Below are 24,796 nucleotides of genomic sequence, written 5' to 3' on the forward strand. Positions count from 1 at the left end.
TGCTAAACCATTTACAGGTTTAGGTGAGCATTAAGCTAACTACATCTTTGACCAAAACACGAGAGTGATGCAACAACCTATTGGCAAGCTATTGAAGGTTGCCACACATTTTTTTTCTATTGGCCTGGTTGCCTTTGTGCTCAACTGGCCTGCCAGTGCTATTGCTCAAACACAAGAGCTTTTCTTAGATGCCAATGGTGAAGCTACCCTTGACTTCAGCAATTTAAATTTAGATTGCTTCGAAGACAACGGAGCTTGCACTCCTTCTGCCGCTACAGGCGATGGCCATGCCATGTGGTTAAGCGTCAACCCTTTTCCCGGCAGCTCCACTGATTTTATTTTTGCCGAAGGTGCAGAATTCAATGAATTCGAAGACGGATCGGCCATGCTCTCCGGTATTCTCTACAACACTTCTAACCCAACGGATAAATGGCAGGCAATCGTATATCTTTCTTCAAAAATGGACTGGACTACCTGGAGCTCCCTAGGTAGAGATTATAAAAACGAAAAAGGTTTAGCCGGAGACCACTACAAAGACTGGAGCTACTACATCATGGATCCGTCTCAAACAAGCCAGATTATTGGGCTTGAAGCCAATGCCGGAAAAACAGTCACCATTAGCCACATGCCTGCCAACTATAACTTTGGCTTTCAGGTAGGAAATGCCGCTAACAATAAGAACTCTAAATACGGCCTGTCCGGTTGGTTTTCCTACAGCTGGGATGGAGTGAACTACCATCAGGGCGACTTCAATCTTGACCTTAGCAACTGTGGGCCGGCCGATATTGCCGACTGCCAGTGCGAAGGTAAAATGCAGAACTTTACCTTTACATACGCGGGTGAGTCTGGAGCAACCGTAAAGGCCTACGACCAGAACAATAACCTTTTGGAAACCAACACCAATGTCCAGAATGGTGACAAAATAACCATAGAAGGTTTTGACTTTAAGGGAAGACTAGGTCCAAAAACATACATTCAGCTCAACAATGGTGCCTTACATCAGGTACACACCTCTTGCTCAGAGCAGATTATAGGTAATGTATATGGCCCTTTTACTGTGATTAGCTATACCGATGGGGAAGGCAACTTCTGTGGTGAACAGTCTAATATACCTGTAGGAGAAGTTACTTATACAGCTTCTCAAACCAATTTTAGTTGCTCCGATCTGGGTGAAAAAACTATTACCGTAACTGCAACTGACAGCGAAGGCAACACCTGCTCAAAAGATATTACGGTCAATGTTCAGGACACTATTGCGCCTGTGGTAGTCACTAAAGACATTTATAAAGTAATCACCTCAGGAAGTACAGTTACCATTACCCCGCAGGATGTGTTGGTTATGAACTGTGCCGGAGGCGGAATTTCCGAACCTGAGCCTGTTCCAGGAAGTGGAGACAATACACTATGGATAGGTAGTGACTGTACTTATGATAACTGTTCCATTGTTACTTATGAAATAGACAAAGAAACCTTTACCTGTGAAGACGCAGGGCAACATGTAGTAACCGTAACAGTAACCGATCAGAGTGGTAATAGCACCTCAGCTACTGCCATCGTAACCATTATGGACAGTGCCAAACCAATTGCACTTACTCAAAACATTACTGTTTACCTTGACGAGACAGGCAACGTGAACATCACCCCTGAAATGGTTGATAACGGCTCCTACGATGCCTGCAGCCCGGTAAGCCTGGAACTCTCCAAAACAGCATTCGACTGCTCCAACCTGGGGAGTAATTCGGTTACACTCATTGTAAAAGACGCCTCTGGCAATACCACTACAAAAACAGCCTCTGTAACGGTTAAAGACAATACTGCCCCACCGGTAGTAGCCCAAAACATTAGAGTATATCTGGATGAAAACGGTAATGCCAAGATTCACCATAAAGACGTACTGTACATATGCGAAGACGCAGTAATTGAAGACGCTCCTGATAGCGGAGGTGGTTTGGGTGGCGGCCTGGGCGGTGGCTTAGGTGGCGGACTCGGAGGAGGCCTTGGTGGTGGACTCGGGGGAGGCTTGGGTGGCGGCCTGAGCTCATTCAGTACCACATCTACAACTGTTAACACAGAAGAAATCCCTTATGCCGATTTCGATGTAACCTCTGACCTCAGCCAGTTTACCTCTTGTACTACAGACAACTGCAAGATTATTTCGATAAAAACCTCTAAAACAGTTTTCAACTGTTCTGATCTTGGTGAAAACACAGTAACCGTTACCGTAAGAGATGCTTCTGGCAATACCACAACCACCACAGCCATTGTAGAAGTGGTAGATAATGCCGCTCCTGTAGTGGAAGTTCAGGATGTAGCTCTTACTCTCGATGCTTCGGGCAATGCCACGCTTTCAATGGCTCAGGCAGAGGTATCTAGCTCTGACAACTGTGGAATTGCTTCTAAGGTGCTGAGCAAAACAGCTTTCGATTGCTCCAACGTGGGCACCAACCCGGTGACTCTTACCGTAACTGACGTGAACGGTAACGTAACCACTAAAACATTTAACGTAACCATTACGGATAACATCGCTCCTACGGTGCTGGCTAAAAACCTTACTGTGGCCCTCGATGCTAATGGTCAGGCTTCTGTTTCTATACCGCAGGTAGACAATGGTTCTTTCAACAATTGTGGCCTTACCCTGAGCCTCGACAAACTCAACTTCGATTGTTCTAACGTGGGGGTTAATACGGTTACTCTTACCGGCACAGACCCTAGCGGAAACTCTGCTTCGGCCACAGCCACTGTAACAGTGATCGATAATACCGCGCCTACTGCATTGGCTAAAAACTTTGAAGTGTTCCTTAATGCCAGCGGGCAGGCTGTGATTACCGCTGAGCAGGTGAACAACGGCTCTTTCGACAACTGCGGCATTGCTTCTTACACCATCGACAGAACTTCTTTCGGTTGTGGAGATTTGGGCGCTCAAACCGTTACACTTACGGTAACTGACGTGAATGGCAACGTAAGCACAGCAACAGCAACTATTACAGTAAAAGACATCATCCCTCCGGTAGTAGTTACCCGAAACATTACCAAGATTATCTCTACAGGTAGTACGGTGACCGTAACTCCGCAAGAAGTTCTAGTACTCAACTGCTCAGGAGGAGGAATCTCCGAACCACAGCCAGTACCGGGCAGCTCATCTGTTGAAGGTGAGTATGTAGCTACTTGTACTTCAGATAACTGTGGTATTGGCTCTTACCAGATCAGCAAAACTTCATTTACCTGTAACGATCTGGGACAAAACATTGTAACGGTTACAGTAACTGACGTGAGTGGTAATTCTACCACCGCCACAGCGGTGGTAACTATTCTGGACAACACCAAACCCATTGCCTTAACCAAGAACATTACCGTTAACCTGGATGCTAACGGACAGGCCTCTATCACTCCTCAAATGATTGATAATGGTTCGTACGATGCATGTGGAACGGTGACTCTGGAGCTCTCCAAGTCTTCTTTCGACTGCTCTAACCAAGGTGCCAATACGGTAACGCTTATTGTAAAAGACCGTGCCGGAAACACTCAAACCAAAACGGCAACTGTTACAGTTGTAGACAACATCGCTCCTACGGTACAAACACAAGACATTCTGGTTTATCTGGATGCTAGCGGAAACGCTCGAATCAAAGCTTCCGATTTACTCTATGCTTGTAGCGGGGTCACTCTGCCTTCGAATGGAAATGGCGGTGGCCTTGGTGGTGGCCTGGGCGGAGGCGGATCTACTACTTTCTCTGATTATACTGTACTGAGTGATGTGTCTCAGTTCACAACCTGCACCAAAGACAACTGTTCTATCACATCGGTTTCGGCTTCTAAAACAACATTCAACTGCTCAAACATTGGCGACAACACAGTAACTATTACCGTAAGAGATGCCAAAGGAAACACGACCATCAAAACCGCGAAAGTCAGAATTCTTGACAATAGAGCTCCGGTAGTACAAACCAGAGATGCAGCTCTTACTCTCGATGCTTCGGGCAATGCTACGCTTTCAATGGCTCAGGCAGAGGTGTCTAGCTCTGACAACTGTGGAATTGCTTCTAAGGTGCTGAGCAAAACAGCTTTCGATTGCTCCAACGTGGGCACCAACCCGGTGACTCTTACCGTAACTGACGTGAACGGTAACGTAACCACTAAAACATTTAACGTAACCATTACGGACAACATCGCTCCTACGGTGCTGGCTAAAAACCTTACTGTGGCCCTCGATGCCAATGGTCAGGCTTCTGTTTCTATACCGCAGGTAGACAATGGTTCTTTCGACAATTGTGGCCTTACCCTGAGCCTGGACAAACTCAACTTCGATTGTTCTAACGTGGGGGTTAATACGGTTACTCTTACCGGCACAGACCCTAGCGGAAACTCTGCTTCGGCCACAGCCACTGTAACGGTGATCGATAACACTGCGCCCCAGGTAATTACTCAGAATGCTACGCTCCAGATAGATACCAACGGCCAGGCTACCCTGAGTTTGGAGGATGTAGTAGTTAGTGAGTCAGACAACTGCGGTATAGCCAATCGATCCTTATCTAAAACCTCATTCGATTGTTCTAACCTGGGAGAAAATACCGTGACTCTTACGGTAACAGATATTCATGGAAACAACTTCGAAACCGATATTATAATCACTGTTGAGGATTTGGTTGCCCCTACGGTTATCACCAAAAACGCAACGGTTAATCTCGATGCCAACGGTCAGGCTACCATTACCGTAGCCGATATTGACAACGGGTCGTCAGATAATTGCTCACTTACACTGTCGCTCGACAAGCTTAGCTTCGACTGTTCTGACCTGGGTGAAAACACTGTAACCCTTACCGGTACAGACAACTCCGGCAATACTGCTTCGGCCACTGCCATTGTCACAGTAGTTGATCCAATTGCTCCATCAGCAATTACTAAAAATATTACCCTGCAACTAGATGCCAATGGTCAGGCAAGCCTTACGGCAAGCATGATAAACAATGGTAGCACTGATAATTGCGGAAATGTTTCGCTTGCCGTTGACAAAGCTTCTTTCGATTGCTCCAACCTTGGCGAAAATACCGTAACACTTACCGTAACCGATGCCAGTGGAAACACCGCTACGGCTACAGCTATAGTGACTGTTGTCGATCAGGTTGCCCCTACGGTTATCACCAAAAACGCAACCGTTAATCTCGATGCCAATGGCCAGGCTACCATTACCATAGCCGATGTTGACAACGGGTCATCAGATAATTGTTCACTCACACTGTCGCTCGACAAGCTTAGCTTCGACTGTTCTGACCTGGGTGAAAACACTGTAACCCTTACCGGTACAGACAACTCCGGCAATACTGCTTCGGCCACTGCCATTGTCACAGTAGTTGATCCAATTGCTCCATCAGCAATTACTAAAAATATTACCCTGCAACTAGATGCCAATGGTCAGGCAAGCCTTACGGCAAGCATGATAAACAATGGTAGCACTGATAATTGCGGAAATGTTTCGCTTGCCGTTGACAAAGCTTCTTTTGATTGCTCCAACCTTGGCGAAAATACCGTAACACTTACCGTAACCGATGCCAGTGGAAACACCGCTACGGCTACAGCTATAGTGACTGTTGTCGATCAGGTTGCCCCTACGGTTATCACCAAAAACGTAACGGTTAATCTTGATGCCAATGGCCAGGCGACCATTACCATAGCCGATGTTGACAACGGGTCGTCAGATAATTGTTCACTCACACTGTCGCTCGACAAGCTTAGCTTCGACTGTTCTGACCTGGGTGAGAACACTGTAACCCTTACCGGTACAGACAACTCCGGCAATACTGCTTCGGCCACTGCCATTGTAACGGTGGTAGACAGTACCAACCCCGTTATCATTGGTTTACCTCAAGACATTGTTTATCAAATAACTGACAATACCTGTGAAGCAGTTATTAACTGGTCAGTTCCTTCAGTTCAAGACAACTGTTCGGCCAGCGTGTCGACTACTCATCAACCCGGTGCTTCTTTCCCTGTTGGCACTACCCAGGTTACCTATACGGCTATCGATGCCTCGGGTAACCAAACCACCGCTAGCTTCAACGTGGTTGTAAAGGCCAGTCCTATTGTCATTACTCTGGAACCATTGGTGTATAACCAAATTGATGAGTACAATGTATCGTGCTATGGTGCAGCCGATGGTGAAATTACCGTAGCCGCTGAAGGTGGATGTGGCAACTACACTTACTTGTGGAGTAACGGAGCCACAACGGCCGACATTAGTGGCCTGACAGCCGGAGTATACTCGCTTACGGTAACCGATGAGCATGGGAACTCGACCACCAAGAGTGTTGAGCTGCGTCAACCAAGCCCATTAGAAGTAGAAACCTTCGTAACTCCTGAATATCCGGCTGGTAGCGGCACCGACCAACACACCATATACCTTGGCTATGGTGAGCAAACTGTGACCCTAACTGCCAGTGCAACCGGTGGCAACGGAGACTATACCTACACCTGGCTCCCGGAAAACGAAATTGCCTGTAGTTCGCTAAACTCTGTGGTAGTAGCACCAGAAGTAACTACTACCTATGAAGTAATAGTTACAGATGTAGCAGGCTGCTCGGTTTCTAAAACCATTACGGTTAACGTGATTGATGTACGCTGCGAAGGTGGCAACAATGGTGGCGGTAATAATGGTGGTGGAAACAACGGTGGCGGCAATAATGGTGGCCAATCATGTGATTGTGAAGGTAAAATGAAAAACTTCACAGTAATCTATAATGGTCTTTCAGGCACTACTGTTAAAGCCTATAAAAAGAACAAGAGCAGTATTATTGAAACCTTCTACAATGTTCAAAATGGCGACCGTCTCACAGTAAGTGGTTTCGACCATAAAGGAAGGCTCGATGCTAAAACCTATTTGAAAGTTGGTTCAGTATACTATGAAATTCATACCTCTTGCTCTGAAGACATTATGGGTATTACAGTTGGTCCGTTTACAGTTATAGAATATACGGATGGAGAAGGCAGCACATGTACCATGGATAGCTATAACCCTGGTGATGGTGGTGGCACTGGAGACAGTGACGATGACGATAGCCATGATTCGGATGATGATGACAATGGAGGAGACTCTGATGATGACGATGATGATTCGGACGATGACGACAATGGAAAAGGAAAAGGTAAGGGTAAAGGCAAGGGCAAAGGTAATGTAAGCAGCGGCTTTACTTATGGTAGTACTGCCAGTGGTTATCGTTGGGGCTCAAACTGGTGGGGCAGCGACAATGACAATGACGATGATGACGATGATGATGACGACAGTCATGATTCAGACGATGATGATGACGATGGTGGCTCTGGCAACGACAATGGCTCTGGAGACAACAATTGTCAGTGTGAAGGTAGAATGAGAAACTTCACAGTCGTTTACAACGGAACTTCAGGAGTCACTGTTAAAGCATATAACAAGAAGAAAACCTATCTCATTGATGAATTCTACGATGTACAGAGTGGCGATGTGCTCTTTGTAGAAGGGTTCGATTCAAAAGGAAGACTGGAATCTAAAACCTTCCTTAAGATCAACGGGTTCTCCTATGAAATACATACCTCATGCTCTATTGACATACTAGGACAAACCTACGGACCATTTACTGTGGTAGGTTATACTGATGGTGAAGGTAGCAGTTGTTCCATAGTAACGGGTGAACCTCCGGTGGCCGAAGAAGAATCTTCTTGTGAGGCTACTGCGGCTCAAGATGGCGGACACGCCATGTGGCTAAGCGAATACTACAGAAATGGAAGTAATGCCAAGTATGTTTTCGAAAACATAAATGGTGACTTTGTGCGCTACACCGATGGTTCTGCCAAGCTCACAGGCCGACTGGTGAACATCTATGATACCAATGACATTTGGGAAATAGATTTCATACTCGAAGGAGGACACGACTGGAGCGAATGGTCTGGCTTAGGTAGAAGCTACAAGGACGAAAAGTCACTAGCCGGCAATAACTACCAGAACTGGACTTACTTTACTCTAAGCAGCGACAGCCGACTGAAGGGCAAGGGCTCTAATCAGGGCAAAGTGGTAAAAGTGAGCCACATGCCATCTAATTACCAATTTGGATTCCAACTGGGTAATGCAGCCAACAACAAAAACTCGAACTACGGTCTTTCCGGTTGGTTCTACTATAAGAACTACTGCAACCAGTGGGAGCAAGGAGATATTAACATCGACCTGATCAATTGTCAGGACGAAGAGCCGGGCGAACCAGGCGGTTGCCAGGTGAACACAATTGAATGGAATGGAAAAATAACCGTTTGTTACAATGGTTCGCCAATGTGCGTAAGTAAGGCACAAGCCGAGCAGCTCTTAGCTCAAGGAGCTACCTTAGGAAGCTGTAGCAATATTAATGGTGTGGTAAATACTAACCCGGGAGAGTCTAATCAGGAAGTAACCATCAACAATGAGCCTCCTGTAAGAATAGAGGTGAGCGCTTTCCCTAACCCGGCCAAAGATTTTACAACCATTACCTTTAAGGTGCTTGAAGCAGGTCCGGTTAAAGTGGGCATCTACACCTCGCAAGGTATGCCTGTAGGCCAGCTGTATGAAGACATGGCCGAGGCTGACAAAACCTACGAAATTGAGTTCAATGCTTCCGGTTTGCTCGATGGAATTTACCTCATCAGGGTGAACACAATGGATATTGTAGAAACCAAGAAGCTGATCATTAAACGATAAGAATTATCAAACCCAATAAAATGGCCGGCCAACACCGGCCATTTTCGTTTGTTCTTTCTGTCCTATATTTGCATACCCTTAACAGCTATGGAACTTACAGCAGACAACAAATTGAGAAAGCTTATTGTAGTGGGAGATCGACTGTTGATCAGACCCAAAAAACAGCCTGAGAAAACAGAAAGTGGACTTTATCTGCCTCCTGGCGTTCAGGAAAAAGAGAAAGTTCAATCAGGCTTTGTCATTAAAGTAGGCCCCGGCTATCCCATTCCTATGCCTACCGATGAAGACGAACCCTGGAAAGAAAGCGAAGAAAAAATTAAATACGTACCTTTACAGGCGCAAGAAGGCGATCTTGCTATCTTTCTTCAAAAAGGAGCCGTTGAGATCGTTTATCAGGGAGAAAAACTCTTTATTGTTCCCCAGTCTTCCGTTTTAATGTTAGAACGAGAACAGGATCTTTAACCAAAGTCTTTCTTTTGCCGTTGAAGGAAAAATACAAGATGGCTATTTCGTCATATTTGACTAAAAAGTTATCTTGCTACTAATATTATTTATTGAATGCAATACAAAACAATTAGGTTCTCAAGAACCAACCAAGCTGAATTCATCAGCGATTTAAAATCTCAGGTCAAAGCATATTTTGAAGCAAACAATATTTCCACTTATGGAAATTGGAAAATGGTGCTCAAGACCGTGTTTATGTTTACCCTATATTTTGCCCCATACATACTGATGCTTTGTGGAGTAATTACCAATGTATGGGTTATTTTAGGTATGTGGGCCCTTATGGGTTTTGGAAAAAGCGGTATTGGTCTTTCTGTAATGCACGATGCCAACCATGGAGCCTATTCCAGAAATCAAACCGTAAATAAATATCTGAGTTACGTCATGAACATGATTGGCGCCAACTCTTACATTTGGAAAATTCAGCACAATGTACTCCACCATACCTTCACCAATATTGAAGGAATGGATGAAGACATTGACCCTGGAAAACTAATGCGCCTGTCCCCTCATGCCCCCCGGCTTAAAGCCCACAGGCATCAGCATATTTATGGCTGGTTTCTCTATGGCATGATGACTTTCTTGTGGCTAACCACCAAAGATTTTAAGCAACTGGTACGCTACAAAAAAATGGGCCTCATGAAAGCCCACAAACGTTCGTTTAGTGGTGTACTCACCGAAGCCATTGTTTCCAAAGTACTCTATTATGCCTATGCTTTGGCATTGCCTCTATGGCTTATTCCTGCACCTTGGTATGTAATACTCATAGGTTTCTTCATTATGCACTTTATTACTGGCCTTATGTTGGGACTCATATTCCAGCCGGCTCACGTAATGCCTACCTCAGAGTTTCCTGTGCCGGACAACTCAGGAAGTGTAGAAAACAACTGGGCTGTTCATCAGCTGTTTACCACCACTAACTTTGCTCCGGGAAGTAAAATTTTCTCATGGTTTGTAGGTGGCCTCAATTACCAGATAGAACACCACTTGTTTCCGAACATTTGTCATGTGCACTACAAGAAGATTTCTGAAATTGTGAGAGCAAAAGCACAAGAATACGGGCTACCTTACCATTGCCAGAAAACTTTCTTTGATGCCGTTTACGAGCATGCGCGCATGCTCAAGCAATTAGGTAGAAACGATCAGTATGCAGCCTAAGCCCTAGCGATTGAGCAGGGCAAATTCCTTGGCATGATAAGTTAAAATAACATCGGCCCCGGCCCTCTTAATGCTCATTAGGGTTTCCTGCATTACCCGGTCATAATCCAACCAGCCTTTAGAAGAAGCTGCCTTTAGCATAGAATACTCACCACTTACGTTATAGGCAGCTATAGGCTGAGGGTAGCTATCTTTCAGCAGTTTAATAACATCCAGATAAGCCAAAGCAGGTTTTACCATCAGAAAGTCTGCCCCCTCTTCTACATCAAGGTCTGCCTCAATGAGTGCCTCTTGCTGATTGGCAGGATTCATCTGGTACGTTTTCTTATCGCCACTTTTCGGTGCAGAATCGAGCGCATCGCGGAAGGGACCATAAAATGCACTGGCGTATTTGGCCGTATAAGACATAATGGACACCTCCGTAAAGCCGTTTGAGTCCAGAACTTCGCGTATATAGCCTACCCTTCCGTCCATCATATCTGAAGGGCCTATAATATCAATTCCACAGGCCGCCTGAGAGAGTGCTTGTTTTCCCAGTACCTCCAGGGTTTCATCGTTCAGAATTCTACCGTCTTTCACTAAGCCATCATGTCCGTCCGAGCTATACGGATCAAGCGCTACGTCTGTCATAATGCATGCTTCCGGAAACTCTTTTTTTATTCGTCTTAAAGCCTGCTGGTAGAAGAAACCATCATCATAGCAGCGAGTGGCTGCGCTGTCTTTATAATGCTCCGGGACCACAGGAAAAATATCGAAGGCCTTAATTCCCAAGGAAAGGCAAGTCTCTATTTCTTTTAGCATTTTCTCCAGACCAAGTCGGTAAATACCAGGCATAGAGTCTACCGCTATACTATCATTTACCCCTTCCAGCAAAAACAACGGAAAAATAAAATCGCTGGTGGTTACCCGGGTTTCCTGAATTAAAGACCTTATAGCTTCAGATTTTCTGTTTCTTCTCGGACGAATGTTCATGGTAGAAATTTTGGCAAAGATAACACACCCTTTTTTCTATTCCTCTATTCCGGCCGGTAGTCTAAGGAGCTTAAGCTCAAACCCCTCAACATTCTAACAAACACCATTGGTGTAGATGCACCATAAAAGCCTGAGTCTATGCTCGCCTGTAAAACAAGCCGGTTAAAAAGTAAACTTATCTGAGGGTCAGGCATATGGGAGCCGTTAAACCTTCTGAGACCTTTGTAGGTCTAACCGGCACTATGAAAACAAAGGTCATCACTTTTTGGGTTGGACTGCTGCTCAGCGGCTTTTCTGCCACCGCACAATACTGGGTTGTAAAAGGTACTGTTTTAGACAGTGCCGAAAACTTACCGCTGCCATCGGCCACTGTGGTTCTCACCAAAATGGCTGATTCTACCAAGCGGGCCTTTTCTACAACAGAATTGGGTGAGTTTCGAATAACGGGAGTAACCAATGGTCAGTATGAGCTTTCCATAAGCTTTGTGGGTTTCAAATCTTTCCGAAAGAAGCTCGACATAAAAGACGCATCTGCAGATGTGGGGCAGGTAATTCTTGCTCTTGACACAAAGTCGCTAAACGATGTAACCGTAGAAGCACTGGCCGAGCGGGTAAGGCAAAATGGAGATACCACTGAGTTTAATGCCGCAGCCTTTAAAGTAAACCCCGATGCCACTGCCGAAACACTACTGGAAAAACTCCCCGGAGTAGTTATTCAGAATGGCCAGGTTCAGGCCCAAGGTGAAACTGTTCGCAGAGTGTTGGTAGACGGTCGTGAGTTTTTCGGTGACGATCCTAATGCCGCCCTACGCAATCTTCCGGCCGAAATCATTGAACGCATTCAGGTATATGATCAGGCCAGCGATCAGGCCCAATTCACCGGTTTCATGGATGGTGAAACCTCAAAAACCCTTAACATTATTACACGAGCCAGTATGCGAAATGGTGAATTTGGAAACGTTTATGCAGGAGCGGGCACCAACAATACATACAACGCAGGAGGAAGCATAAACCTGTTTCGTGAAAAGTCGCGCACCACAATTCTCGGACACGTTAATAACATTAACATTCAGAACTTTTCTACCAGCGACTTGCTGGGAATTACTGCCGGTGGTGGCCGAAGAGGCGCCATGGGCGCTCGTGGTGGTGGTGGCCGAGGAGGAGCCGGTGGCGGCTTTAGTGGTGGCTTTGGAGGCGATGCCGGTGGTTTTGGAGGAGGCGGAGGCGCTTCCAATTTTCTGGTAGGCCAGCAAGGAGGAATTTCTGAAACCAAAGCCTTGGGAATAAACTATTCCTATCAGGACAAAGGCCCATTGAAGTTTAGTGGAAGCTACTTCTTCAATCAATCAGACAACCAGTCAGACGAATCGGTATTCAGGCAATTTACCTTACCTCAAAATGAAGGGCAGGTATACACAGAAAATAGTTACTCACCCAGCCGCAACATAAACCATCGTTTTAGTGGCGAACTGGAGTATACCATTAACCCCAAAAACTCTCTCATCATCAGACCAAGAATTACCCTGCAGGATAACTCCGGGTCGGGCATAGTCGATGGAGCCACTTATATGGGAACCAATCTGCTCAATACAGCTTACACAGAAAACACTTCTATATTAGAGGCACTAAGCTTTAACAACAACCTCCTCTACAGGCATTCATTCGAAAAAAGAGGACGTACTTTCTCCATCAACTTAAATACCGGACTTAATGAAAGCACAGGAGACAGTTACCTGATTTCAGAAAACATATTCTATGGCCGCAATCCTAATACGGTTGAGCTCAACCAGTTTGGAGATCAGGATACTAAAGGCTTTAACATGACCGCCAATGCCACATATACAGAACCACTAACTGACAAAACCCAACTCTTGGTTTCTTACCGCTACGGCTATCAATTCAACGACTCCAAAAGAGAAAGCTTTGACTATGAAGAAGCCACAGGCCAATACAGCAACCTTAATATGCCTTTGAGCAACACGTTCGAAAACGACTACATTACGCATCAAAGCACGGTGGGGTATAACGTAAGGGGTCAAAAGGCAAACCTCACACTTAGGGGCACCTATCAATGGGCCTTACTGGACAACGACCAAACCTTTCCTATTCAAGACAACGTGGACCGGAAGTTTGGCAACTTCATACCTTCTGTGGTATATCGATATAGGTTCGAAAACGGGCGCAGCCTCAATATTAACTACCGGGCCAGCACCGATGCGCCCAGTGTGAGTCAATTGCAAAGTGTTATTAACAACACTGATCCACTCAACATTTCGGCCGGAAACCCTCAATTAGATCAAAGCTATCAACACTCGGCCACTATTCGGTACAACAAAGTTGATATGAGTTCGAACCGAACCTTCTTTACTTTGCTGAGTGGTAGTTTTTCCAACAACCAAATAAGCACCAGTTCCTATGTTGCCGGAGGCGATGGTGCCACTGTAGACGGCATACGCCTGGAGCCTGGAGCGCGCTACTCTAAGCCTGTTAATCTGGACGGTTACTGGAACCTCAGGAGTTTTCTTTCTTACGGAGTTCCGCTTGGCTTTATAAAATCTAACCTCAACTTTACGGGCACACTGGCCTATTCGCAGTCTCCTGAGCTGATCAATAACCAATTGAACTATGCCAAAACACCTACAGCCGGACTAGGATTGGTTTTAAGCAGCAATATCAGCGAAAAAGTAGATTTTACGATTTCCAGCAACAGCAGCTTTAGCTGGGTAGAAAACTCACTCCAGAGCCAGGCCAACGTAAATTACTTCAACCAATCGACCAGACTTAGGCTCAACTGGATTTTTGGTGACGGCTTAGTTTACCGAACAACTCTGAGTCATACAGCCAACTCGGGTCTTTCCGATGGGTTCAACCAAAATTTTGTACTCTGGAATATGGAGGTAGGTAAAAAGATGCTTCAGCAAAAGGCCGAAGTAAAACTAGCGGTGTTCGACTTACTCAAGCAAAATCAGAACATCAGACGCAACGTTACCGGATCCTATATTGAAGACAACCAAACCCAAATTCTAACACAGTACTTTATGGTGTCTTTCATTTACAATATTAGAAGCTTTGGAACGGGCAATGCTATTCCAGACGATCGTATGGAACGTTTTCAGCAAATGAGGGAGCGTTTTGGAAGGGGTGGCAATGGAGGTTAATCCAATTTCATCACGTTTTTTGAATATTTAACAACTAATGCTTTAGGTTTCATTGCGGAATGGTTAGTTTCATGGTCAACACACCATACATGAGACTGACCATTTCTATTTTTTTCTTCTTTCTAGTCACTTTTTGGTGCCAGGCTCAGCAAACCTATTCCCTTAAAGGCACGGTCTATGACTCTGCATCGCGGGAGTCTCTGCCTTTTGCCAATGTGGTACTCAAAACCCCGAAAGACTCTGTTTTAAAAGCAACCGTTACGGACTCGCTGGGACGATTTAAACTAGACCAACTGACTAAGGGAGATTACCTGTTGCAAGTCTCTTTTATAGGATTTACTCCCTATGAAAAAAGTATAGAATTAAATGACCAGCTTGACATGGGAGCCATCTGGCTTAGCGAAAAGCCCATGGGACTTGCTGATGTAACCATTGAAGCAGAAGCTGAACCGGTGGTAGTGAAAGAAGACACGCTTGAATTTAACGCCAGAAGTTACCCCGTGCCTGAAGGAGCCGAACTGGAAGAGCTACTAAAGAAGCTACCGGGAGCGGAGATCAAAGATGGTGCGCTCATAATCAATGGAAAGCGAATAGAAAAAGTGTTGGTAGATGGCAAGCCCTTCTTTTCCACACAAATAAACGTGGCGATGAAAGATCTTCCGGCAGACCTGGTTAAGAAAATTCAGGTGATCGATGAAAAGTCTGAAGAAGCCCAGTTTACGGGTCATGACGATGGCAAAAGGACTCCGGTTCTGAACGTGGTGAGCAAGCCGGAAAAAAAGAAAGGCTACTTTGGCTCTCTCTCTTCGACCTATAGTCCCCCCGGCAGGGCAAGTACAGGGGGCAATGCCGGTATTTTTAAAGGAGATACACGGTTTGGGATAAATGCCCGATACAATAATTTAGGAGGAGGGAGTCCGGGGGCTGTTATGGCAATGTCAGAAATGGGCTCCGAGTCCATACCTGTCTCCATTAGCGAAGGTTCCAGTGGCATTAGTACAGATAAGTCGGCCGGTGCCTCATATTCAACCTCCATAAAGAATAAACTCGATATTAATTCCAGCTTTAGTTGGAGTAATAGTGAAACGGTCTCTTCTTCGTCCATCAGCCGTAAATACCTGCAGGCTGTAGACAAGGGACGAACCTATGAGCAACAGTCGGAGAGAGAAAACAGCCGAAGCCGTTATTCGGGCAATATTAAGTTGAGATATAAGCCCAACGACAACAATCATTTTTCTTTTTCGCAATATGTTTCACAGAGCCAAGCATTTACGAATAGTGATTTAGAAGGCATCACTTTTCAGGAAGGTAAAGTTTTAAACACTACCGAAAACCGCAACTACAGCAACAGCATTAGTACGGCCTGGAGAAACCAGGCCTCCTGGCGACATAAGTTCAGCAAAGAAGGCAGAACACTTTCAATTGCCTTGAACTTCAGCGAAAACACCAGTGAGGGGCAAGACTCTGTTCGGTCTGTAAACACATTTACTGATGGCACTATTACCGAACAACGGTTCGACCAGGTGAGCAGCCCAACAGATAGAAGTCGCAATTCTGGCATATCGGTTACAGTCACCGAGAAAACCGGAGAAAAATCCAGTCTACGCTTCGGCTACCAATACACGCACAGCCTCAGTCAAACCGAGAGGTTATTGCTAGACTATACGCCCTCCTCGGGAGGTTATGATGAGCTAGACCCACTCCGATCTAGTGATTTTTCGCTCGTTCAGACAGTACAGGAATTCAACAGCGGGTATAGTGTAAACACTAAGAAACTGCGCATATCTCCTAACCTGTCGTATGAAACCATTCTCATTAACAACGATCAGACCTACCCACGCGAGGTACAAACAGATAAAAGGTTCAGCGGGCTTATACCTCGCCTCTCTATAATCTCATACCCAAAAGAGGGCAAACAAATCAGAGTAAATTTGAGCCGATCCATGAAAGCTCCCAGGGCCACGCAGCTACAGGATGTATTGGACAATTCGAACCCTCTCTTTCTAAGACAAGGTAATCCCGATTTAAAGGCCGGTTTTTCGAATCATTTTTCGGTTAATCTGCACAATGTGAATTCCGAAACAGGCGCTTATTCGTCTATGCGTTTTGCCTCCTCATTGTGGGAGAATGCCATAACAAATTACACCATTGTAGGAGATGGCTCCAATGCTCCGGAAGGTTTGGATCTGCCGATTGGAGCCCGGTATACCCGGCCGGTAAATATTTCAGGAGCGAAGTCACTCTCAGCCGACTATAGTAAAAACCACAAGGTATTGAAAGGCAAAATGAGAATGGGCTATGGACTGGGGTTATCCCACTCCTATAGCCCACAATTCATTAACGAGAGCCTGCAATCGGTGCGTACCACTTCATACAATGTTTCAATGAATTTCACGAGTAATTTCTCTAAAGAGATAACCCTTCAGATGACGGCACTTCCAAGATACTCGAGAGTACGCAACTCTAACCCAGAGCAAGACAACTCCAGCTACTTTTCCTGGTCAGGGCAATTCCGAGCACACTGGAACTCAAAAAAGGGGTATGTATTATCTACCAATGTAGCCTACACATATAATAGCGGGGTGAATGAATTGGGCAGCTTTAGCCGATTCATATGGAATGCTTCGGTCAAGCGGCAACTCTTCAAAAAGAAGCTTTCTGTTGGGGTTACAGCCAATGATATATTGCGCCAGTTGTCTGATCAGAACAGAAACGTATCGTCTGAGTACATTCAGAATTCCAGCACCGAACTCTTGCGGCAGGTATTTCGGTTTAGCCTAAGTTACCGATTCAGCAAATTTGGCTAAGCCCCTGTTGGTTACCGACCATATACTCTCAGGGTATTGAATCGGTTGTCGCAAGCCTCTAACTGTACCGGTGCTTTGTTGAAAGCATTGTACGAAAGGGTTACGGCCATGGCCTCAAAGGTTAGGTCGTTAGTGCTGTCTTTGGTTACTCCCTCCATTACCACCATTCTAAAAAGGTATACAGAATCTCTTTTTGCTAGCTGCACAGATTTTTCGCGACCATCGGCAAACCCGGTTTGCACCAAGTACTCTCCCAATCTTTGGGCCTCCTCTTCCGTAACCTCTTCGGTATAGTACACATCGGTTCCCTCGAAAGACAGTTTGCTGCCATAACCGGGTTGACTGATGTACCAAACCAGTAGCATCAGGGCCATAATGGCCATTGCGGTAAATACTTTTTTCATAGGTAATTATAGTTTAGAAACGGTAAAAAAGAGAGGCCTTCCAGAATCAGTTATTGCTTAAAGCTTACACAAAGCCCAACATTGACCGACCTGGGATACGGCCTCTCGGTAAAATTTGATTGAGGTTTTATTTATTTACTTTCATAAGCTTCCAAAAAGCCATTCAGTGAGTTTTTCACATAGCCGGAAATTACCTGCCCTACTCCACTGAGGTATTTCTGCGGATCGCATGGAATGGCTTGCGTTTTTTCGAGTTCTCTGTCGTCATAGCTAAACACAGTGTAGAAACCATTGCCAGAGCCCCATAAGTCCTGATCTGCTTTTTGCGTGGCCTTATACTTTTTGTCTTCAAAGACTCCTCCTATTTCAACATCTTTTTTCAAAGCATGCTGAACTTGTGCCTGATCTTTTAAACTTTCCATGTAAATGTAGCTGCTGTTGGTTTGTATTGTAAGCGTATTTGTTTGGCTCACCTGAACAGACTCATAGTTAGCCAACCTAAAGTTGGGTTTTACCACCACCTTGGCAAGGCCCCCAATGGTTTTTCTTAAACTTTTACTCACACCCCCTTCGGCTTCTTCAACAAAAGGAATGGCCAGATTCATTTTCACTATTATGGCTCCATCGAGTTGTTTAGATAGTTTGGTTGCGTATTCGAAAACACCATTTTTGGTTCTACCCTTCTTGGTTATTCGTCTCACAAAGAAGTCTCTGCCGGAAGGCATTGTGGCTATATAGCCCGGAAACTGAGCCTCACTGATCTGACCTCCCGGAAGTCTTTCCCAATCGGACAGGAGCTCTGTCTGAGCGGCCACATCGGGCTCAACAATTTCAAAGCCTTTTGCCTTTAGGGTACTAACAAAGTCCTCATAAGCCCGATCCGTAATCTTCTGAAGTTCATTGAGGTCGATGTCCGGAATGGCAACACTCAACGAGGCCGTGGCATCTCCCCGATACCCACCACCAAGCTCTCGCCCTCCTCTGGCAATGGATGTTTGACTATAGGCCAACTGATAGTTGATATTGAATTCGGAAATGAAAATTTTCTTAGGAGCCTTTGACAGCTTTTTCTGTCCGAAGCCAGATTCCTTGAGTTCTATCTCTCCTATTTGCTGCGCATGCACTGGCATGCTCAAAGACAGCAACAAAACGATTAAGGTTAAATACTTGCTCATAACGCTTGATTTTGAATGAGTTATTTTTGGGTAAACTGACCATAGAAGCCCGGGCCACTGGCTAGTTCCAGATTGATTTCATTAAGGCTACCATCACTGTTTTGTGACACATTGAAGGCGATGTCTTCTATGCAGGCTGCTTTAAAAGTGTAGTTTCCTGAAGTGGCTCCGAAACGCGCCACTGGATTCTCTACAGAAAAACAGTCTCTTCCTTCTATAGATACCACCAGTGTGTTGGCCGAAATTGTAAAGGTGGCTTCAGTGCCCTGCGCAATGGGAGAGTTGGGTTCTGCGTAGGTAAATTCCATTTCGAATGTGCCATGAATTGCAGCAGGAACGGAAGTAGCCGTCTCGTCTTGTCCTGCGCTTGCCTGGCAAACCTCTCCGGAACAATCGTTGGCGGTAGGCTCTGTGTCTTCGCCACAGGCTGTTATCATAAACAGCCCGAGCAATACCATCATTGTTGTAGCTTTTTTCATTGTTTAAGGATTAAAAAGTTGATTATGCAAAACCAAAGCTCCATAAACCCGGGGCTCGAACACATCCCGTCTAAAGGGTGAATTTACCTCCGTACCAGTACGTAGTGCCGGCATGGCGGCTATAGACTAGTTACCCACCTGTTGGAGGAGCACGTTCACCTCTGCCGAAGGGATTATCTCTGCAGCAATGACATCTAAATACCCGGCATTGCTAAAACCTTTGAAACGATAGGCACTCAGTTTGCCTCCCGGTGGAGTGAAAAAGCGAAGAATATCGCCATTGTGGTTATAAGACCGCGCTCCGTCATCTTTTATGCGATCTCCTTTTACTACCAGATCGAAGGAGTTGTCGCTTACCTTTATCAGATAAGCAGCATCGGCATTCTTTGGGAGTTTTTCTATGGGCAAAATCTTAAAGGCGGAGTCGTTTTTATACTCGAATTTGTAAGTCTCTCCGCTAGATTGGTCGTATATAAGTTCTTTCCAAACAGGATCTTGACCATTTACCGTAATGTACTCTCTGTTGACATCGGTTTGTAGTTGTCCGGCAATGGCCAGCAGAGCTTTATTCTTCCCCCACCGTATTACCCCATTTTGCTCATTGGAAATCAACACTTCCACTTTTCCTTTCTCTATAGTTTCAGATAACTGATAGTCTTCCAGGCGGTATAGAAAATGATCGACCGTGTCGTAGGTTATCAGATGAGCTGTGCCAAATGAGTCGAACCAACCTAATCTGCTCTGGATGTAAATTCCGTTGGCGTTGGTCATATAGAACTGTCCATCACTCTTGGAAAACCGTAGATTCCCCAGTTCAGCCTCATCCGATTTGGGTGTCAAGTCCGGGTCAATGCTCAGTTCGGTAAGCTGCTTTCTCACCTCATCGGCTCCCAAATTATAGGCATATATAAACTGCCCCGGCTCTGCGGTATCGAAATCCGGAAAACGATAGGCTTGCACTTTGTTCTTTTCATCTTTATAAAAATGAACAACTTCTTTGTCGTCTTCTGTCAAAACGCTGAAATCATAGTCCGATACCTTGGCTCCTTTTTCAAAAATCACCCATCGGCTAGCCTCTAGCTTTAGTAAGTATACATTGCCTTGGGTATAGGGGAGTCTGCTCATGGGGCCCATGACCTCCGGCTGTTCCAAATCGTAGTTCATGGAGTAGCTGGCATTGGTTAGGGAGTCGTACAACAGAGCACCATACTTGCGCTTGTTGTTATCAAGTTTGTGGGAGTTGAACTGATAGCTCGTAAACCGCACTCCGGGCTTGTAGAAAACTATGCTTTTGCCCTCGTTGTGTAAGTAGTAGCCATAGGGGCTACCCTCTAGCAGCGGAGTTATTTTTCTGTTGAGGTGTTCCTTGCCATTTTCAAGTGCATAGTACCCGTCCATTCTAAGATACTGTTGAGTTAAAGGATAGTACACAATCAGCTCATTATCAGGAGTCTTCACAGGCTTACTGGAAATATTGGTCACCACATCGCCCTTCCAGGTTTTTATGCGATAGTTACCATTGGCCAGCTTATCGAACAGAAAATTTGAAAAGTCTATACTCAAAAGGTTGTTCTCCTTAATTTCCTCAATGGGTTTGCTCAGGTAAACAGCAGGAAAAACATCTCCTTTTTGTCCATTATCGAAGTTTTTGCGGAAATCGGGCAAATAGTACCAGTAAAAGCCCGACCCCACCTGATCGAACACCAACTTGTGGCCATTGGAATCTTCCAACTGCCTTTCCACCGAGATAGACCGCCCATAACCCGTTAGCACATACGTGGAGTCTGTGGCTTTTCCCCAATAGTAATGGTTGTCCAATAGCTCTGCGACTCCTACTTTTCCGCCCAGTTTATTCGCATGTTGAACCACCAGGCTCTTGTTAATATCAGCCCGTAGATAGGCTATAGCGCTAGAGCCAACCTCATATTTGGTGTAATCTGTAAAGGTGGAAGTTCCGCTGGTAAGCTTTTTACCTTCCTGATACAACTCTATTGCTCCACTGAAGCCTTCTGAATAGAGAATGGCCTTGGGTGTATTGGTAATTATTTGAGCTTCCCCCCATGAGGTCATATTGGATGTGGCATCATAATCTTTGAGCAGGTACCAGGCCTTCTCTGAAGCAACATAGGTTAACCTGTCTTTAGAATTGGGAATGTCATGAACATACCCCTGGCTTACCACCCTGCCATTCACAACCAACTGCATTTGCGAATACTTTCTCATGAACTGTCCTCGGTCGTCCAACGGACTCTCCATTTGGGTTCTGCCCGTTTCGGAGCCATCGGCATATATGATTTTCCGAAGAATTAAAGCAGACCGGCCAAACTGATCGTCTATTACCTCGCCCTTTATCCAGTTGCCCAAGGAGTCATCTTCAAAGAGCTGACGCTTGAATCCCTGCTGTGCGGTACTCACTTTCTTGGTTTCTTCACGAACATCTCTGTTGAGCGATTTATCGGTATACTTAGTGATTTCAAAGACACCCTGATCCGTATTTCTTTTTTCTCTGGTAATAAGCCGATCATTGTCGGTTTCGTAGGTATATGTAGAAATTACCTCAACCTCTGCCTGATTGGGCAGCTTTCTGCTCAGCTTGGTTCTTCTACCTTCCTGGTCTACCTCATAGTACTCTGTAAGTTGCTGCGTTCCATTTTGTATTACTTCCACGGCAATCAGGTGATTGTCTTTGTTGTAGGTATAATTCCTCTCCACCGTATTGGGGCCTTGGACCTGCGTGGTTTTGGTGACTAAACTTTTCTTGTATTCATAAGAAGTGGTTTGCAGGGCCAGGTTGTTGGCTGGGTTCACCACCTTTATTTCTGTAAGCAAACCCTTTTTATCTACCGTATATACATACTTATAGGTTTGATTATTGGCTATGAGATGACTTGAGATAGTGGTCAATCGCCCGGATTCATCATAACTCTCCACATCTTTTTTCACATAGGTAAGGCCTTTGTCGTTGACAAACTGATAGGTATGCCACTCAATGGCCTTTACCTTTCCGTTTATCCCTTTGCTTTCGAGTGTGGGCACTTGCAGATCTTGTGCAATGCCCAAAGTGGCCAGCAACCACAAACAGGATGTAATGAATGCTTTCATGGCTTATTTCTTAAAGTGAGTAAATACTGCTTCAGGAATAAATGTGCTGATGATCACCTTCATACCTTCTTCAAAATCGAGCACTTTCCAGGTGGAATAGTCTTTGGCGTTTACCGCAAACATTTCGCGTTTTATGGCAATCCGATAGCTATCGGGTTGTTGAAACTTCACATTCTCCTTACCAAATTGCTTTTGGTAGTTGCTCAATAGCAGGCTCTTTAACTGGCCTTCTTTGTCGTTCGAAAGATCAACTTTAAAGGTCATGGCGAAGGCGTAGCTCACCAAGGCATACTCATGTTCGCTGTGGTTAAATACCGGGCTAATGCTGTTTATTTTGAACTCGTCCATACTCATGCTCATGCCCGGGGTGTTAAACATTTGCCTGTACTGAGCTACAAAGGTCTCTTTGCCCAGCATGGCCAATAGTTGCGGATGAACCATGTCCAGGGCCTCTTCTATTTTCTGACTGCTCAGCAGGTTAAAATAGGTCCGCACATCGCTCTCAATGGTTTGGCTCTGGCCTTTCAACTTTGATGTTGATAGCAGTAAACAGAGACCAATAACTAATGGAAAACTTTTCATTTCAGTTGATTTTTGATAGCTGAAAGTTCAGTGGAATAAGCCTTGGAGGGAATCCCCTAAGCCCAGTAATTAGGCCTCCGTGCCAGCACGTACTCACCCAACGTAAAAAACTGATGCACAAAAGATTACAAAAGAGCCGAGCGGTATTGGCCTTCGCTTTTGCGAACCAGACCAATAGGCCCGGCAAAGTAGATTCAAAGCAGTAAAGTAATGCCTACCAGTTAAGGTGCAGGCTCCACTTTAGGGTGAATGAATCGGTGTCGTCTGCCTCGTTGATCATGGTTAGGGCGTTCAAGTCGGAGGTAAGTACTCCATCGGCAATAGATACATCTACAGTTGTCCCGCCCACAGAAAGGTAATTTTTGTCTTCTCTAGAGTGGCCTGTGTTCACAAAAAAGGTTTGATAAAGGTTCAGCTCTCCCGTATTAATAGTAAACCGCTCATTGGTAAAGGTAAATGTACCCGTTGCCGTAGGTCGGGCTTCAAAAGCCAGCTGAATAGCAAATGTACTGGCCGTACCGCCATCGTTATTGCTTTGGCTCAACTGTGCTCTTGTGGCAAAGTTTATTTGGTACCGGAAGGGTCCCGACCCACCGGGAAGTGCAGTGGCAGAAGCCACAAAAAAAGAGTCGGTATCTACCAATACCCAACTTTCAGGCTCACCTGTCAGGTCTTCTTCCACATCTTCTTCGGGAGTTGTGCCCTCGTCATTATCGCAACTGGCAATGCCTGCAAAAAGTAGCAAAGCCAACAGCATTAGTAATACGTTTTTTGTTTTCATAGCTGCTTTTTTTGAATCTAAATTGGCCTGTTAAGCAGCCTTAAAACATCCCAACCCATGGGTAAATGTGCTTCAGTGCCAGCACTGATTGACTGAAAGAATACCCACCGGCACGGATGTTTTGCCATAGAAATATTCAACAGCTTTGAGGCAAGACAAGCAATTGTCTTTACTGGTTAACTGAGTAGTGTCAGTTCCTTAGTTGATTTTTGGGGCCACCTTAGTAAGGTGGCTCTTTGTTTGAGCAGGTATAAGAACCCTCTTTGTGTTGGAGTGCAAGCCGAAACTTTGGCTATTAATGAAATCCAAAAGGCTAAATCAGATTGTTAGCGTAGGCAAACTTAATGAGCCCCACAATGGAGTTGGTTTTGGTTTTTCGGAAAATATTCTTTCTGTGCGTTTCAACCGTTCGTTCGCTAATAAACAGTTCTTCGGCAATGTTTTTATTAGAATATTCTTTGGCTATAAGTTGAAGAATTTCGCGCTCTCTGGAGGTAAGGAGTTTGCCTTCATCGGGTTCATAAAGGCTCTTCACCAACATGGCATTGATGTCGCTGGAAAGATACATTTTACCGGCCCTTACGGAGTATATGGCTTCTAGCAACTCTGCCTTTGTATCTTTTTTGAGCACATAGCCGTTTATGCCCTCTTTCAAAATCTCTTTAACCAGATGCGACTCATCGTGCATACTGAGCACAATGAAACGGGTTTCCGGCAGAATACGCTTTACTTTCTGAACGAGAGAAAGGCCATCGTCTTCCCCCAAATTGTAGTCAGTAATTACCAGTTCGGGTTTGTGCTTGTCTATAGACCGGATGGCATCGGGCAGGTTATCAACAGCATCGACCACGGTGAGCATATCATCTTCCTGAATCAGCTTCTTAAGCCCATCCAGTAAAATGGAATGATCATCGACAAGGACTATTTTCATTTTATTTGTTAATTCTACCTTGCCTGTAAAACCGGTTAGCCATTTCATGCC

General features: G+C 45.2%; 13 protein-coding genes. 5 read left to right on the forward strand and 8 right to left on the reverse strand.

Going from position 1 to position 24,796, the window contains the following annotated elements:
* Positions 1 to 67: 67 nt before the first annotated feature.
* From IE164_RS00380 to IE164_RS00390, 3 genes are all read left to right on the forward strand, one after another.
* Positions 68 to 8,692, forward strand: coding sequence for an SP85-like N-terminal domain-containing protein (locus tag IE164_RS00380; RefSeq protein ID WP_189628204.1), 8,625 nt, complete (start codon positions 68 to 70; stop codon positions 8,690 to 8,692).
* A gap of 87 nt (positions 8,693 to 8,779) precedes the next feature.
* Positions 8,780 to 9,154 carry a co-chaperone GroES gene (locus IE164_RS00385; RefSeq protein ID WP_189628205.1) on the forward strand — a complete coding sequence of 125 codons (375 nt, stop codon included), beginning with the start codon at positions 8,780 to 8,782 and terminating at the stop codon, positions 9,152 to 9,154.
* A gap of 96 nt (positions 9,155 to 9,250) precedes the next feature.
* Positions 9,251 to 10,354, forward strand: coding sequence for a fatty acid desaturase family protein (locus IE164_RS00390; protein ID WP_189628206.1), 1,104 nt, complete (start codon positions 9,251 to 9,253; stop codon positions 10,352 to 10,354).
* A 3-nt stretch (positions 10,355 to 10,357) separates the two neighbouring features.
* Here IE164_RS00390 and hemB read toward each other — a convergent pair whose 3' ends face one another.
* On the reverse strand, positions 10,358 to 11,326 hold the full coding sequence (hemB, locus tag IE164_RS00395; protein WP_189628207.1) for a porphobilinogen synthase: 969 nt from the start codon (positions 11,324 to 11,326) through the stop codon (positions 10,358 to 10,360).
* A 242-nt stretch (positions 11,327 to 11,568) separates the two neighbouring features.
* On the opposite strand from hemB, the gene IE164_RS00400 reads away from it, so the two are divergent.
* Both IE164_RS00400 and IE164_RS00405 read left to right on the forward strand, forming a co-directional pair.
* Complete coding sequence (locus IE164_RS00400) at positions 11,569 to 14,484, forward strand: outer membrane beta-barrel protein (protein WP_189628208.1); 2,916 nt, start codon at positions 11,569 to 11,571, stop codon at positions 14,482 to 14,484.
* Between the two features lie 89 nt (positions 14,485 to 14,573).
* Complete coding sequence (locus IE164_RS00405; protein WP_189628209.1) at positions 14,574 to 17,291, forward strand: TonB-dependent receptor; 2,718 nt, start codon at positions 14,574 to 14,576, stop codon at positions 17,289 to 17,291.
* 11 nt (positions 17,292 to 17,302) lie between these two features.
* Here the strand turns inward: IE164_RS00405 and IE164_RS00410 are convergent, their stop codons facing one another.
* The 7 genes from IE164_RS00410 to IE164_RS00440 all read right to left on the reverse strand — a co-directional run bounded on the left by IE164_RS00410 (position 17,303) and on the right by IE164_RS00440 (position 24,793).
* Positions 17,303 to 17,695: a hypothetical protein gene (locus IE164_RS00410; protein ID WP_189628210.1), complete on the reverse strand. Its 393-nt coding sequence runs from the start codon at positions 17,693 to 17,695 to the stop codon at positions 17,303 to 17,305.
* Positions 17,696 to 17,826: 131 nt separating this feature from the next.
* Positions 17,827 to 18,870, reverse strand: a complete 1,044-nt coding sequence (locus IE164_RS00415) for a hypothetical protein (RefSeq protein ID WP_189628211.1) — start codon at positions 18,868 to 18,870, stop codon at positions 17,827 to 17,829.
* A gap of 20 nt (positions 18,871 to 18,890) precedes the next feature.
* Complete coding sequence (locus IE164_RS00420) at positions 18,891 to 19,349, reverse strand: hypothetical protein (RefSeq protein ID WP_189628212.1); 459 nt, start codon at positions 19,347 to 19,349, stop codon at positions 18,891 to 18,893.
* Between the two features lie 126 nt (positions 19,350 to 19,475).
* Positions 19,476 to 22,451 carry a hypothetical protein gene (locus IE164_RS00425; RefSeq protein WP_189628213.1) on the reverse strand — a complete coding sequence of 992 codons (2,976 nt, stop codon included), beginning with the start codon at positions 22,449 to 22,451 and terminating at the stop codon, positions 19,476 to 19,478.
* A 3-nt stretch (positions 22,452 to 22,454) separates the two neighbouring features.
* Positions 22,455 to 23,033, reverse strand: coding sequence for a hypothetical protein (locus IE164_RS00430; protein ID WP_189628214.1), 579 nt, complete (start codon positions 23,031 to 23,033; stop codon positions 22,455 to 22,457).
* Between the two features lie 214 nt (positions 23,034 to 23,247).
* On the reverse strand, positions 23,248 to 23,814 hold the full coding sequence (locus IE164_RS00435; RefSeq protein WP_189628215.1) for a hypothetical protein: 567 nt from the start codon (positions 23,812 to 23,814) through the stop codon (positions 23,248 to 23,250).
* Between the two features lie 313 nt (positions 23,815 to 24,127).
* Entirely contained in the window at positions 24,128 to 24,793 is a 666-nt protein-coding gene (locus IE164_RS00440) for a response regulator (protein ID WP_189628216.1), read from the reverse strand.
* Positions 24,794 to 24,796 lie beyond the last annotated feature (3 nt).

It is taken from the genome of Roseivirga thermotolerans (assembly GCF_014653175.1).
Classification (GTDB): Bacteria; Bacteroidota; Bacteroidia; order Cytophagales; family Cyclobacteriaceae; genus Roseivirga; species Roseivirga thermotolerans.